At 39.6% G+C, this 14,397-nt stretch carries 13 protein-coding genes; 9 read left to right on the forward strand and 4 right to left on the reverse strand.

From position 1 onward, the window contains the following. Positions 1–312 precede the first annotated feature (312 nt). Complete coding sequence (gene chrA / locus GSQ84_RS22165; RefSeq protein WP_158799557.1) at positions 313–1,512, reverse strand: chromate efflux transporter; 1,200 nt, start codon at positions 1,510–1,512, stop codon at positions 313–315. Positions 1,513–1,522: 10 nt separating this feature from the next. Continuing rightward, complete coding sequence (locus GSQ84_RS22170) at positions 1,523–1,858, reverse strand: tetratricopeptide repeat protein (RefSeq protein WP_158799558.1); 336 nt, start codon at positions 1,856–1,858, stop codon at positions 1,523–1,525. A 155-nt stretch (positions 1,859–2,013) separates the two neighbouring features. Between GSQ84_RS22170 and GSQ84_RS22175 the strand changes: the two genes are divergently transcribed. From GSQ84_RS22175 to GSQ84_RS22215, 9 genes are all read left to right on the forward strand, one after another. After that, the gene (locus tag GSQ84_RS22175; protein WP_158799559.1) at positions 2,014–2,751 is read left to right on the forward strand and encodes an electron transfer flavoprotein subunit beta/FixA family protein; all 738 of its coding nucleotides are present in this window, start codon (positions 2,014–2,016) and stop codon (positions 2,749–2,751) included. A 101-nt stretch (positions 2,752–2,852) separates the two neighbouring features. After that, positions 2,853–3,824 (forward strand): electron transfer flavoprotein subunit alpha/FixB family protein, encoded by a 972-nt coding sequence (locus tag GSQ84_RS22180; RefSeq protein WP_158799560.1) that lies wholly within the window; start codon positions 2,853–2,855, stop codon positions 3,822–3,824. A gap of 46 nt (positions 3,825–3,870) precedes the next feature. Beyond that, positions 3,871–4,488 (forward strand): bifunctional nuclease family protein, encoded by a 618-nt coding sequence (locus GSQ84_RS22185; RefSeq protein WP_158799561.1) that lies wholly within the window; start codon positions 3,871–3,873, stop codon positions 4,486–4,488. Between the two features lie 69 nt (positions 4,489–4,557). Next, positions 4,558–5,823 carry a NupC/NupG family nucleoside CNT transporter gene (locus GSQ84_RS22190; RefSeq protein WP_158799562.1) on the forward strand — a complete coding sequence of 422 codons (1,266 nt, stop codon included), beginning with the start codon at positions 4,558–4,560 and terminating at the stop codon, positions 5,821–5,823. Between the two features lie 6 nt (positions 5,824–5,829). After that, on the forward strand, positions 5,830–6,975 hold the full coding sequence (locus tag GSQ84_RS22195) for a DUF3667 domain-containing protein (RefSeq protein WP_158799563.1): 1,146 nt from the start codon (positions 5,830–5,832) through the stop codon (positions 6,973–6,975). Between the two features lie 200 nt (positions 6,976–7,175). Beyond that, positions 7,176–8,030 (forward strand): SPFH domain-containing protein, encoded by an 855-nt coding sequence (locus GSQ84_RS22200; RefSeq protein WP_158799564.1) that lies wholly within the window; start codon positions 7,176–7,178, stop codon positions 8,028–8,030. A gap of 3 nt (positions 8,031–8,033) precedes the next feature. Next, on the forward strand, positions 8,034–8,204 hold the full coding sequence (locus tag GSQ84_RS22205) for an Arc family DNA-binding protein (RefSeq protein WP_158799565.1): 171 nt from the start codon (positions 8,034–8,036) through the stop codon (positions 8,202–8,204). 236 nt (positions 8,205–8,440) lie between these two features. Beyond that, positions 8,441–11,242, forward strand: coding sequence for a TonB-dependent receptor (locus tag GSQ84_RS22210; RefSeq protein ID WP_158799566.1), 2,802 nt, complete (start codon positions 8,441–8,443; stop codon positions 11,240–11,242). An 84-nt stretch (positions 11,243–11,326) separates the two neighbouring features. Continuing rightward, positions 11,327–12,097 carry a GLPGLI family protein gene (locus tag GSQ84_RS22215; protein ID WP_158799567.1) on the forward strand — a complete coding sequence of 257 codons (771 nt, stop codon included), beginning with the start codon at positions 11,327–11,329 and terminating at the stop codon, positions 12,095–12,097. Positions 12,098–12,161: 64 nt separating this feature from the next. On the opposite strand, the gene GSQ84_RS22220 is transcribed toward GSQ84_RS22215, so the two are convergent. Next, positions 12,162–12,956: a TerC family protein gene (locus GSQ84_RS22220; protein ID WP_158799568.1), complete on the reverse strand. Its 795-nt coding sequence runs from the start codon at positions 12,954–12,956 to the stop codon at positions 12,162–12,164. Between the two features lie 140 nt (positions 12,957–13,096). Next, positions 13,097–14,383 (reverse strand): citrate synthase, encoded by a 1,287-nt coding sequence (locus tag GSQ84_RS22225; protein ID WP_158799569.1) that lies wholly within the window; start codon positions 14,381–14,383, stop codon positions 13,097–13,099. Positions 14,384–14,397: the final 14 nt, after the last annotated feature.

Consider the following 14,397-nt stretch of genomic DNA (forward strand, 5'->3'; position numbering starts at 1 on the left):
GCAACCGATAAGCTGTTTCTATTAAAGAACATGATCAGTTCAATAGAATAAGATATGATTTCAGTGAGAGAGCAATCGATAAGTTTTTTCCGTTAATGACATGATCAGTTCAATCTAATGAGATCGGATTTCAGTGAGAGAGCAATCGATAAGCTGTTTCCATTAAATAACAAAAACCCCAATATTAGTTATCTGATATTGGGGTTTTTGCTGGATAAATATCTGAATGATTTAAGCTAACATAAAACTATATGAATCAATAGTATATATAGCAAATTCACCTCCTAATATCTTCGTTACAAGAGATTACAATTAGATAAAATAACCCAGCAGAATACCGGCCAATACAATAAACGGCGGACTGATCTTTGTGAAATTCAGGATCAGGAAAGTAGCCAGAATCAATCCTACGGAAAACAAGTCGAGACCAATTGGTTTAACCAGCAAAATAAAAGCTGCAATGATAAAACCCACGCTCACCGCATTGATACCTGAAAGAGAATGTTTGATCCTGTTGATCTTCTTTAAATCTTCCCAGAAAGGCACAATAAATAATACCAGGATCACTCCGGGAAGGTTAATTCCAATTACTCCGATGATTCCCCCTAATATTTGTCCGTATACATCATAGCCAAAATTCTTCATGCTCAATGCCCCAAGGTAACTGGTAAAAGAAAAAGTTGGTCCCGGCAGGGCCTGCTGTAATGCAAATCCGGATAAAAATCCCGTTGAAGTCAGGTAATGTTTCATTTGCACAAACTCGGTAAACATCAGCGGAACCAACACCTGTCCTCCTCCAAAAATGAAGATGCCGTTACGGTAAAAATTTTCAAACAGCCTGATTGGTAAACTAAAGGGAGAAGTCCGGTTGATGATAGCGCCCAGGGCAGCCATTAACAAAAGGACACCAAAGAAATAAGATAACTTTTTAGGGTTTACATTGGCAAAAAGCTTCACCCTGATCTCACTTTCTTCATGCGGGGTTTCCAATGCAGAGGATATCATTCCCCCAACCAATATGGCCAGCGGAAATACATAAGCATTCCTCAAAACCAGCGTCACAATTACCGCTGATATCGCCAGGAAAACCGCTGTTTGTGAGATGAGTACTTTTTTTGATAAATTATAAGCACCAAAAGCTACAATGCCCAGGGCAATTGGCTGGATATACTTTAAGATCACCACAAACTTTTCCTTCTGATCAAGCTGGGCAAAACTGATCGCTGCAAAGGTCATGATCGCTGCTGAAGGAATAATCCAGATCAGGAAGGTGGCGATTGACAACTTCAATCCCCCTACCTTATGGGCAATACCTACAAGAGTCTGCGTGGAAGCAGGCCCGGGAAGGATCTGTGCCAGTGCATTCAGTTCCAATAAGTCCTCTTCAGATATATATGGAGTATCCTTTACAAAATACTTCAGCAGCAAAGAGATATGTGCCTGTGCACCACCAAATGCCGTTAACGTAAATAAAAAAACGTCTTTTAAAAATAACAACTGCCGCTTCGCCATCCAGCTCTAATTAATCGTCTTCATAATCCAGACCAGCAGCTAAATTATAGGCACCCTGCAATTCAGAGAAAGCATGCCTGTCGCCTTTTTTCCGTGCGCTCTGCATACCTAATTGGTAAATCTCCACTGCCTTGTCAGGCTGGCCTTCTTTTTGATACAGTTTACCCAGATGATAGTAAGTACCCACATAATCAGGATGTTCCGCTACCAGTTTTAAATAATAGTGAAAAGCTTCTGCAGTATCATTTAAAGAATTATACTCCGTAGCTAAAGCGTATAAGATAAAAGGATCATTAGGTTCTGTTGCCAAAAAAGTCAATAACTTGTTTAATCGGGTATTTTGCATTTTTTATCCCTGCTTTTTTAATTAGATTTGCAAAAAGACATTTTTATTAATTCATCATTTATACTGTTCAGTACTGCTTCATTCAACGATACCTGCGGAGCAAGCCTGATAAAAATTGAAACCAAATTACTAACAATATATAACAACCTATTCATATGAAGATCTTAGTTTGTATCAGTAATGTGCCCGACACGACCACAAAAATAACTTTTACCAACGATAATACACAATTCAATACAGCAGGAGTGCAATTTATTGTCAATCCTTATGATGAGATTGCCTTATCGAAAGCCATAGAACTTTGTGAAGGTGGTAAGGGCACAGTAACTGTAATCAACGTAGGCGAAAGCGCTACGGATCCAACCATTAGAAAAGCCCTGGCTATCGGAGCTGATGATGCCGTAAGGATCAACGCCATTCCCCGTGATGCTTACTTCACTGCTTACCAGATTGCAGAATATGTAAAAACTGCTGATTTCGATATGATCCTTACCGGCCGCGAATCTATTGACTACAATGGTGCACAGGTTGCAGCCATGCTGGGCGAGTTTCTGAATATCCCCTCCATTTCTATCATCAAAAAATTAGACTATGATGGATCCACTGCTACACTGGAACGCGAAATAGAAGGCGGTAAAGAAGTAGTTACTGTAAGCGGAAAATTTGTAGCCAGTTGTGCTGAAGGTGTTGCCGAGGCAAAAATACCAAATATGAGGGGTATCATGTCAGCAAGGACAAAACCATTACAGGTTGTAGAAGCTAAAGAAATTGAAGAAGTAGCTAAAGTGACCCAGTTTGAAACCCCTCCTCCGCGTGGTACAGTAAAATTGATTCCTGCGGATGATGCTTCCAGCCTGATTGGGTTACTGCATACCGAAGCTAAAGTTATTTAATTGATCCTATCCATTTCACCTGATTAAAACCGGAAAGCAATTGTATTTACTGAAACATTTTCAGCACAGGGTTTCCAAAAATAAATTATAACAAAGAAATTATGTCAGTCTTAGTATATGTAGAACAAGTAGAAGGCAAGTTTAAGAAATCTGTATTTGAAGCAGTTTCTTACGCTAAAGCCATCGCAGACAAAACAGGAACTAACCTTAGCGCTATTTCTATAGGCAGCGTTGCAGAAAGTGAACTGCAGGAATTAGGTAAATATGGTGCCTCCAAAATATTAACTGTAACCAGCGATGAACTAAAGAACTTTGTAAACCAGGCTTATGCGTCTGTGATTGCAGAAGCTGTGCAAAAAGAAGGTGCAGACATCGTTGTCCTGTCCAACTCTTTTTCAGGAAAAGGCCTGGCACCGCGTATTGCTGTTAAACTGAAAGCAGGATTAGCCGATGGCGCTGTTGAATTGCCTTCAGTTGAAGGCGGAAAGTTCCAGGTCAAAAAAACTGCTTTTTCCGGAAAAGCTTTTGCAGTTACTGAACTGACTTCGGCCATTAAAGTGATCGCTTTAAATCCAAATGCTTTTGGGGTTAAAGAATCACCTGTAACGGCTGCAATTGAGTCCTTCTCACCTACTGTGGCGGCTACTGATCTGGCAGCAGTGATCAAAGAAATCGTAAGGGCTACCAATAAAGTTTCCCTTCCTGATGCCGAACTAGTTGTATCTGCGGGCAGAGGATTAAAAGGACCTGAAAACTGGGGCATGATCGAAGAATTGGCTAATTTGCTAGGCGCTGCTACAGCATGCTCAAAACCAGTTTCAGATGCTGACTGGAGACCTCACTCAGAACACGTAGGACAAACTGGGATTACCATCAGCCCTAACTTATATATTGCGATTGGCATATCAGGCGCTATCCAGCATCTGGCGGGCGTAAGCTCGTCCAAAGTGATCGTTGTGATCAACAAAGATCCGGAAGCTCCTTTTTTCAAGGTCGCCGATTACGGGATCGTAGGAGATGCCTTTGAGGTTGTTCCTAAATTAATTGCGGCATTAAAAGCACACCAAGCCTAACATTGATATCTGGCGGCACCATTCGTTCCGCCCGGTATTCCCACATATGAAAAAAGTAAAACTCGATATTGTTGGCTTATCTTATAGCCAGACCCAGTCCGGAGCTTATGCACTGGTACTTGGAGAAGTAAACGGCAGACGACGTTTGCCGATCATCATTGGTGCGTTTGAAGCTCAGGCAATTGCCATAGAGATTGAAAAAATGACCCCCAGCCGTCCATTGACGCATGATCTGTTCAAGACATTTGCTCAAACCTATCACATAGAGATTAAGGAAATCCTGATCTATAACCTGGTAGACGGTGTATTTTTTGCCAAACTCATCTGCACGGATGGGGAAACTACCCAGGAAATTGATGCCAGGACCTCTGATGCCATCGCACTAGCGGTCCGCTTTAACTCTTCCATTTATACTTATGAATTCATCTTATCTTCTGCAGGCATCGTGATTGAGGGTAACGACTTCGTTTTCCTGGAGAACATGGATAACCTAAGCAAAGAACAGGGACAGGAAGATATTGATACTTCTATTCCCGGAACAGGTTTTGGTAATTTAAGCCTAGAAGAATTGAATCAGAAATTACAGGAAGCTATTGCAGAAGAAGCTTATGAAAAAGCAGCACGCATCCGCGATGAAATCAGTAAAAGAAATTCATCGAAATAGCTACTTTTTGCATTTTTTATACACATCTTTATCCCATTACAACTAAATTTTACCATCTGATCAATTTTTATGGAGCGCTTTCACGGAATTATTGGCATTATTCTCATCCTGGGTATTGCTTTTCTATTTTCTAACAATAAGAAAAGAATAAATTACAGGTTAGTTGCCAGTGGACTCACGCTTCAGGTTACTATTGCCGTTTTAATCCTTAGAGTTGCTTTTGTACAGCAGTTTTTTGAATTTCTAGGTAAAGGAATGCAAAAAATAGAGCAATTTGCTAAAAAAGGTGTTGATTTTGTTTACGGTGGTGTAGCCATTATGGGTTATGACGGAAAACCACATAACTATTCCGCTCCTGAAGGTTTTGTTTTTGCTTTTAACGTTACCGCTACCATTATCCTGGTTTGCGTGCTGGTGGCGATTTTTTATCATTTTGGTATCATGCAGCGTATTGTTGCCGTTATTGCCAAAGGCATGAACGTGATCATGCGGGTAAGCGGTGCGGAAGCCCTAAGTAATGTAGCCAGCGCTTTTGTAGGACAAGTGGAAGCACAAGTGATGATCAAACCTTACTTAAAAGGAATGACCAAAAGTGAGCTGCTTGCCTCCATGACGGGCAGTTTAGCCTGTATTGCAGGCGGTATTCTCATTGTATATGCCAATATGGGCGCACAGGCAGGCATGAACCTGGCTCCGAAGCTAATTATGGCTAGTCTGATGGCTGCTCCCGGAGCATTGATCATTTCCAAGATCGTCTTTCCTGAGACGGAAGTATCTCAAACGATGGGTAAAGTAAGATTGGAAGTAAAAAGTGAATATACCAACCTGATCGATGCCATTTCGCATGGCGCTGGAGAAGGTTTTAAAATTGCTATGAACGTAATCGCCATGCTAATTGGTTTTATCGCGTTGATCGCATTGGTAGATTATACGCTGATCCATATCGGACATGTGTTCAATCCAAATTTCAATTTATCGCTCGACTGGATCTTTGGTAAATTGTTTTATCCTTTTGCCTGGTCGATGGGTATTCCCGATGCAGATGTTAGCAATGCAGCTACCCTGCTGGGACAAAAACTAACGGTCAACGAATTCCTGGCTTTTAAAAACTTAACCACCAAGGCAGTGCCGATAGTGACAGAAAAAGGTGTACTGATTATCAGTATAGCCATTTGTGGTTTTGCTAACTTCAGTAGTGTGGGGATGCAGATCGGTGGTATCGGGGAATTGGCTCCGGAACGTCGCGCTGACCTGGCCAAACTGGGTTTAAAAGCTTTGATGTGCGGTACACTGGCCTCCTATCTTTCCGCTTCCATTGCTGGTATTTTAATGTAAACGCTTATGTCAGGACATTACCGTAAAGAGAAAAACTGTCTGAATTGCGGACATGAAGTGGAGCACCACTACTGCAGCCGGTGCGGACAGCCTAATTTGGAATTAAAAGAGAACTTTTGGGCTTTTATCGGCCACAGTGTTGGTCATTATTTCCATTTTGACGCTAAGTTCTGGCAAACGCTTATCCCCCTGCTCACTAAACCGGGACAGGTTACGCTGGATTATCTTGCCGGTAAAAGGGCGCGGTATATTCATCCTATCAGTTTATACATTTTTGTATCTATTATTTATTTCCTGATCGTTCCACGTTCCCTGGTAAATGAAGATAAAGTCAAACAAGATGAAATTGCCGAAGCAAAAAAAGAAGCACTGGATAGTATTGGAATTGTTCACTACAATATCAATTCCGTTCCTTCCGTTCGTGATATTAATAAACAGGTAGCCAAAAAGGTTTCCCCGCTAACAGATTTCAGAAAACTTTCTATACACGCCAAAGAGCACTACCTCGATTCCCTAAAAAAACTGAATGCGGTCAAACCATCAGAAGAGCTGGACGACAGGATCAAAGAATACAACAAGATCTTAGTTTTTAATCTCGACAGCACTTATGAATCCTATCAGGCACGTCAGAAGACACTGCCGGCAGATCAGCAGGATGGCTGGATGGTACGCTACCTGAAAAAGAAATCCTATAGCCTCAATCTAAATCAAAACGAAAAATCCGGTGATAAAACTTCAAAAGAACAGATTGACGAAGAAGTAAAACATTACGAGCCAAAACAGTTCTTTATCCTCATGCCTTTACTGGCTTTGTTCATCATGATCAACTTCAGAAGAAACAGGATCTACTATATTGATCACCTGGTTTTTACGATTCATGGAATGACTGCTTATTTTATCGTTTCCATCATTACTAAACCTATTGAAAAGTATATTTTCGGACTGGACTCATTTATGAGTGACCTGATCGATTTTATCGTGTTTGCCGGAATTGTCTGGTATCTGTATAAAGGCCTTAAGTTATTTTATAACCGTTCCCGGAATGTAACGATCCGTAAAACCATCATGGTCATGATATTTTATTCGCTGGCATTTTTTATCTCGCAGTGGATGCTTACCGAAATTATCACTTATATGATGAGCTTAAGCTGATGAATTTTCTCAGCTTAAGCCATTTCTTGAAACGATTACGCCCTTTTTTTCCAAGCTAACAAATTGCTCGTGACAGGCTGAGTTTAACTCACCAAATAGCTGCCATCCATCCTCTTTAAAAAAATCAATTATTCTTCTTATTTTCAAAAAAAGGACTATATTTATGATATCAATTTAATATCATTTAAATATTAACTCTTATGAAGTCAGAAAAAATTATTAATCCGGTAAATGGCTATTTAGCTGTTACATTATTATTGATCGGTGCTGCTTTACTGGCATTTGGTATATTCTCACAGGCTCCTATTCTAATTATTCTCATGATACCCGTGCTGATCTTTATTCTCAAGGGATTAATCATTATCAGTCCCAACAGCTCAAAAGTATTACTGCTGTTTGGAAATTATAAAGGCACAGTAAAAGTCAATGGACTATTCTGGATCAACCCTTTTTATGCACGGTATACTTATTCTTTACGCGCAAGGAATTTTGAAAGTGAAAAAATCAAGGTGAATGATAAGATGGGAAACCCGATCATGATCAGTGTGATCCTGGTGTGGCGGGTTCAGGATACATTTAAATGTGCATTTGAAGTAGATAGCTATAGCACATTTATACAGATCCAAACCGATTCTGCAGTGAGGAAGCTGGCAGGCTCCTTTCCTTACGATCATTTTGAAGATGAAACGGCAACAATTACGCTGAGTACAAACTTCGATGATGTCAATATCGCGCTGGAAAAAGAGCTGACAGAAAGATTAGAGATCGCAGGAATTGAAGTGGTGGAATCAAGAATTGGTTATTTAGCATATGCCCCGGAAATAGCACACTCTATGCTGAGGAGACAACAGGCATCAGCAGTGGTTGCTGCGCGTCATAAAATTGTAGAAGGTGCAGTAGGTATGGTAGAAAGTGCATTAAAACTGCTGGCTGATAAAGATATCATTACCTTTGATGAAGACAGAAAGGCAACGATGGTCAGCAATCTAATGGTGGTCCTTTGTGGTGACAGTGAAACCAAACCTGTAATCAATACGGGTACTTTAAATCAATAAAAGATGGCTGAAAAGAAATCATTTGCATTAAGAATTGATTCAGAGATGATGAAGGCGGTAGAGAAGTGGGCGGCTGATGAATTCCGTAGTGTTAATGGCCAGATTGAATGGATGCTCAACAATAGCCTTAAACAAGCTAAGCGGCTAAAGAACAAACCTGAAGAAAAAAAATAATCTCATTTCTCCGGTCTCAAAACCGGAGAAATCTCCTGTCCCCTCCTAGGACTGGTAAAATATTATATTTTATCTACTCGAAATCTACAATATTTGCAAATCGAAGTAACAAACAGTCAAAATGACTCTCCTTCTGCGAATATTCGATTATAAATAACAAAAATTAACATAATATAACAATAAAATATTTTTATTACTAAATAGTTAGTTATATATTAGGCTTATAATTAGCCTCTATGAAGTTACCTCTCCTTAGTATCGTGTTTCTACTTTTACTCAGCATTGCTGCCAGGTCCCAAAATGTTTACACGGTCAAAGGATCAGTTGTAGATACTGTTTCCAACCTACGGCTGAAGAATACCGCCGTTAGCGTTTTACGCAGCAAAGATTCAACACTAGTTCGTTTTACCCGGGTCAATGAAAGCGGAACTTTCGCCATCAGCAATCTGCCCAAAGGAAAATTTTTTCTTTTAGTTACGTATCCAGGTTATGCCGATTATGTGGAACCTTTTCGTCTGGACAGTACCAAAACGAATGCTGATGTGGGCACTTTAAAAATGACTTTAAAGGCTACCCTGCTGGCCAACGTAATCATTAAAGCCAAAGCTGCTGCGGTTAAAATTAAAGGTGATACCACAGAATTTAATGCTTCGGCATTTGTTGTCCAGCCAAATGCCAAGGTAGAAGATCTCCTCAAGCAGATGCCAGGCATACAGGTAGATAAAGACGGTAAGATTACTGCACAGGGTAAAACTGTGAGTAAGGTACTATTAGATGGCGAAGAGTTTTTCGGAGACGATCCTACACTGGTTACTAAAAACATCCGGGCGGATATGGTAGATAAAGTACAGCTTTATGATAAAAATAGTGACCAGGCAGCCTTTACAGGAATTGACGATGATAAAAAGACTAAAACGATTAACATCAAACTAAAAGATAGTAAAAAGAGCGGATATTTTGGAAAATTGGATGCTGGCGGAGCAACAGGTAGTTACTATCAAACCCAGGATATGTTCAACATCTTTAAAGACAAACAAAAGTTCTCCGTATATGGTACGATTGCAAATAACGGTAAAACGGGACTTGGATGGGAAGATGGCAGTAAGTATGGCGGAGGATCTGATAATGTGACGACTACGGATGATGGTGGAATAATGATTTCAGGCTCAAGTGATGGCAGCGGGCTTGATTCGTGGGACGGGCGTTATAATAATCAGGGATTACCGGTGGCCAGAACTGGCGGTGTGCATTATGACACAAAATGGAATAGTGATAAAGAATCGCTTAACGCAAACTATAAAGTAGGCTACCTGAAGGTAGAAGGAGACAGAAATACACTTACGCAAAACAATCTATCGACGGGAATTATCAATACCAATTCCGATGAAAAATTTGACAATGATATACTCCGACAAAAAATGGACGGATCTTATCAATTGAAAATAGACACATCCTCAAATCTGAAAGTCTCATTTGACGGAACATTAAGAAATACAAATAGCAACAGTGATTTTACTGCGGGTAGCTTGAGAAACAATGCTATCCCACTCACTAACAGTATCAGAAGTGTAACCAATGATGATCACGGTAAGATATTTAATGCTAAAGCCTTGTGGACAAAAAAGTTTAAAAAACCAAGACGCACGATCTCACTTGATTTGAGTGAATCTGCTACCAATAGTGACAGCAAAGGATATGTAAAATCCAACATTGACTATTTTAATGGTACTGGGGTTAAAGACAGTAGCCAGACAATCAATCAGTATAAAACAAGTTTAAAGAAAATCAGCGATTTTAAATCTAATCTTGCCTACACAGAACCATTGAGTAAAACACTTTCCGTGATACTAAATTACGGATTAGAGATCAACAACAGCAGTACCAATACGGAGTCCTTTAATCAGGGACTGGGAGGCGCCTACACGCAACTGGACTCTTTATATAGCACTAACTATCAATTTGATCAAACTGCAAACCAGGGTGGCGCATTTATGAATTTCAAAGACAACAAAAGTACCTTCAATTTTGGAACAAAGGTCACCGATGTAAGTTTCGATCAGACTAACCTGTATAACAACACCAATTTTAAAAGGAATTTTGTCAATTGGAATCCAAAATTAAATTATAAATACAAACTGGCTAAACAATCATCAATTTCTGTTGAATATGACGGAACAACAATTCAGCCTCAAATTAGCCAGATACAGCCTTTGCTCAACAATACCGATCCATTAAATATAACCTTAGGTAATCCGGATTTAAGACCTTCCTTTAAACATTCAGTAGGTTTGGAATATAGTTCTTACAAAATCCTGTCTTCCAGAAATTTATATTTTTACGGAAATTATAATGTCACTACTAATCCAATCGTGAGCAATACGGTAACTGATTCTGCGGGTAAAAGTACTTTTCAATCGGTAAACCTAACCACAAAAAAAGCAAGTGGACTCTATTTATATGCTTCCGCAGGTCAAAAGATTCCAGGTATAGATATTAATGCCGGGTTTCAATTCTCTGTCAATAGCAATACTTCCTACAATTATGCAAATGGTGTGCTCAATAAAAACCAGGCTGCTACCTACAATGGAGGCATTAGTTTTTCAAAATGGTTGGAAAAGAAGTATGAGTTTTATGCACAAGGTGGCCCTACCTATACCACTAACGAATCATCAATTCAACAGGGCATTAATGACAATGGATGGGGTATTAAGGCTAATGGTGGAATGGCTTTTTATTTACCGTTAAAATTTGAGATCAGATCAGATGCTGACTATGAATACAGGGGTAAAACACAGTCTTTTAATACCACTTTTAACAGGGTGATCTGGAATGCCAGCGTGAGCAAGAAGTTCACGAAATCAGAAGGATTGAAATTCACGCTTTCTGCTAACGATCTCTTAAATCAAAATGTAGGCTTTAGCAGAACTGCCTCAGCCAACTTAATTACACAAAACACATACACCACCATAAGAAGATACTTTATGGCTTCAATTTCCTGGGATTTTAGTAAAATGGGGATTACTCCAAGCAAAAAATAATTATGATGGAAACTACATGAGCTCACATCAAAAATGAATGCAAGCTCATGTAAACTTCATCACCTTTAAAAAAATATATAATCAATGAAGAAATTAACTTTACTCACCTGCTTGTTTACAAGCCTCAGCTCTCTTCTATTTGCTCAGAACACCAGATTCGTCACAGAAGGAGAAATTGAATATGAAAAGAGTGTCAATTCTTATGCTATTATTGAGAAGAAGATCACTAATGAGAATACAGCTTTTTATACTCCCGCCCTCGAGCAGTTTAAAAAAACACAGCCTCAATTTAAATTGGCAAAAAGCACCTTATTCTTTAGTAAAAACAAAACCTTATTTAAACCTGAAGAAGACAATTCAGCAGAGAACTTTTTATCCAATGAACCTATAGTAAATCAGATCAACACCATTTATACAGACGTGGATAGTCACCAGCAGACCACACAGAAAAAAGTATTTGAAGAAACTTTTCTCATTAAAGACAGTACCCGTGTAATCAATTGGAAAATCACGAACGAAACACGGGAAATCGCAGGATATAGTTGCAGACGGGCAAATGCGTTGATTCTTGACTCGATATACGTAGTAGCATTTTATGCTGATCAAATTCCCGTGTCAGGGGGGCCTGAATCATTTACGGGGCTTCCAGGTATGATCCTCGGTCTGGCGCTACCGCATGAAAACATCAGTTGGTTTGCAAAATCTGTCAAAGACAAAACAATGGACAAAGTAGTCATCGCTCCTCCTACCAAGGGAAAAGCTGTTAATGACATCACTTTTATGGCAACGTTAAAATCGGCACTTAAACAATGGGGTGAATATGCCAAATCCTATCTGAAAGCGTTTCAAATATAAATATTTGTAAACAAAAAGCCCTGTGAATTGAATCACAGGGCTTTTTGTTTACAAATATTAATTTTTAAATCGTGTCATCCTTAGCATGATCTACGATCTGTTTTTTCGGGTAATTGAACAACAATGAACTCAATACCGGCAGAATAAAAACTGCTACAGTAAAAACAGAGACGAACAAATCTGTTTTCTCACCTTCTACGATATGCGCTATCGTTGAATCTGGCGAGAAATGTGTAAACAGCGATGCGGTCAGTTTAATTCCCAATACACCGATCACAATAAAAGCGACAGTTTCCAGGAACGTGAATTTCTCCATTAAACCTACAAAAGCCTGTGCAACAAAACGCATGGCCAGGATACCGATAAACACCCCGATATAAATTAACCAGATATGGTCGGTAAAAGCTACAGCGGCAAAAACATTATCGATAGAAAAGGCCAGGTCCATTACTTCTACTAAAGCAACGGTGGCCCAGAAAGTACCAATCAATCCTACGGTAGACTTATAGATCCAGCTTTTACTTTTGTCTACAGACTCTTCTTCAGCATCTCCTGCAGAGTTTTTCTTTCTGAAATAGTCAAATGCCAGGTACATCAGGTATAAACCTCCCAGTGGTTTAAGGAACCAGATCTTCACCAGCCATGAAGCCAGTAAAAGACAGATACCCCTGAAAATATAAGCACCAATAATCCCGTATTTCAAAGCCTTACTTCGTTGAACCTTAGGTAAGTCCATCACCATCGTAGCCAACACTGCTGCATTGTCTACTGACAATAAGCTTTCAATTACAATTAAATTTAAAATAATCAGCAATCCCGCTTTAATATCGGGCCCAAGAATAGTGTGTAAAAAATCCATTAATAATAATTCGTTTGGCTACTAATTTAAACAATAATTTAAGAAAGATGATTAAGAAACGCTTTCAAATTAAAATAGGGTTAAAAAAAATCCCGGCAAGCTGGTTGGCTGCCGGGATGATCATATATCTGGTAAATTTATTATCTGTTCTCTGGTTCAACAAAAGTCCTGTTGGTATGGCCAACATAGATCTGACGCGGACGACCAATTGGTTCTTTGTTTTCGTGCATTTCTTTCCATTGTGCAATCCATCCCGGTAAACGGCCCAGGGCGAACAATACCGTAAACATATCTGTAGGGAAACCTAAAGCACGGTAGATAATACCGGAATAGAAATCTACGTTTGGATATAACTTACGTTCTACAAAATAAGGATCACTTAAGGCTGCTTCTTCCAGTTTTTTGGCAATCTCCAAAACGGGATCGTTGATACCTAATTTCTCCAGGATATCATCACAGGCTTTTTTAATGATCTTGGCACGCGGGTCGAAGTTTTTGTACACACGGTGTCCAAATCCCATCATACGGAAAGGATCATTTTTATCTTTGGCCTTGTTGATCCATTTTTCTGTATCACCACCATCTTCTTTAATACGTTCCAGCATTTCGATCACCGCCTGGTTAGCACCGCCATGCAGCGGGCCCCATAAAGCATCGATACCGGCAGAAACTGAAGCATAGATATTACAGTCCGACGAGCCTACCATTCTCACTGTCGAAGCAGAACAGTTCTGCTCATGATCAGCGTGCAGGATCAGCAAAGTGTTCATTGCTTTAACCACAACCGGATCAATTTCAATTTCTTCTGTACGCTGACCAAAGGTCATGTTCAGGTAATTACTCACGTAATCGAACTTGTTTTTAGGATAGATCAGCGGATGGCCTAAAGATTTTTTATAGATGAAAGAAACGATGGTAGGGAATTTTGCGAACAACTTGATCATTTCGCGGTTCATCGTTTCCGGTGAAGAATTGGCATCTAACGATTCAGGATAAAAAGTAGACAAAGAGCAAACCAGTGAAGACAGCTGTGCCATAGGATGGGACTTGGAAGGATAACCATCCAGGAACTTCTTCATGTCCTCGTGGATCAGTGTATGTTTGGTTACCTGAGCCTGGAAATCTTCCAGCTGTGTACCTTTAGGCAGATCTCCATAGATCAGCAGAAATGCGACCTCAAGGAAGCTGGATTTTTCTGCCAGTTCCTCAATGGGATAACCTCTATATTTTAAGATACCCTTTTCACCGTCTAAAAAGGTAATTGCACTTTTAGTAGATCCTGTGTTTTTGTACCCGAAATCTAACGTGATATGACCGGTTAAATCCCTCAGTTTCGAAATATCAATAGCTCTTTCTCCTTCGGTACCAGTTATAATGGGAAATTCGTATACTTTACCATCAATCTTAATTTCTGCAATATCTGACATATATTATAATTTAT

It is taken from the genome of Pedobacter sp. L105, from assembly GCF_009765875.1.
Taxonomy (GTDB): Bacteria; Bacteroidota; Bacteroidia; order Sphingobacteriales; family Sphingobacteriaceae; genus Pedobacter.

Bases quoted from the DNA above. Each gene is read 5' to 3' on its own strand.
- chrA (WP_158799557.1), bottom strand. From the start codon at position 1,512: ATGGCGAAGCGGCAGTTGTTATTTTTAAAAGACGTTTTTTTATTTACG.
- GSQ84_RS22170 (WP_158799558.1), bottom strand. From the start codon at position 1,858: ATGCAAAATACCCGATTAAACAAGTTATTGACTTTTTTGGCAACAGAA.
- GSQ84_RS22175 (WP_158799559.1), top strand. From the start codon at position 2,014: ATGAAGATCTTAGTTTGTATCAGTAATGTGCCCGACACGACCACAAAA.
- GSQ84_RS22180 (WP_158799560.1), top strand. From the start codon at position 2,853: ATGTCAGTCTTAGTATATGTAGAACAAGTAGAAGGCAAGTTTAAGAAA.
- GSQ84_RS22185 (WP_158799561.1), top strand. From the start codon at position 3,871: ATGAAAAAAGTAAAACTCGATATTGTTGGCTTATCTTATAGCCAGACC.
- GSQ84_RS22190 (WP_158799562.1), top strand. From the start codon at position 4,558: ATGGAGCGCTTTCACGGAATTATTGGCATTATTCTCATCCTGGGTATT.
- GSQ84_RS22195 (WP_158799563.1), top strand. From the start codon at position 5,830: ATGTCAGGACATTACCGTAAAGAGAAAAACTGTCTGAATTGCGGACAT.
- GSQ84_RS22200 (WP_158799564.1), top strand. From the start codon at position 7,176: ATGAAGTCAGAAAAAATTATTAATCCGGTAAATGGCTATTTAGCTGTT.
- GSQ84_RS22205 (WP_158799565.1), top strand. From the start codon at position 8,034: ATGGCTGAAAAGAAATCATTTGCATTAAGAATTGATTCAGAGATGATG.
- GSQ84_RS22210 (WP_158799566.1), top strand. From the start codon at position 8,441: ATGAAGTTACCTCTCCTTAGTATCGTGTTTCTACTTTTACTCAGCATT.
- GSQ84_RS22215 (WP_158799567.1), top strand. From the start codon at position 11,327: ATGAAGAAATTAACTTTACTCACCTGCTTGTTTACAAGCCTCAGCTCT.
- GSQ84_RS22220 (WP_158799568.1), bottom strand. From the start codon at position 12,956: ATGGATTTTTTACACACTATTCTTGGGCCCGATATTAAAGCGGGATTG.
- GSQ84_RS22225 (WP_158799569.1), bottom strand. From the start codon at position 14,383: ATGTCAGATATTGCAGAAATTAAGATTGATGGTAAAGTATACGAATTT.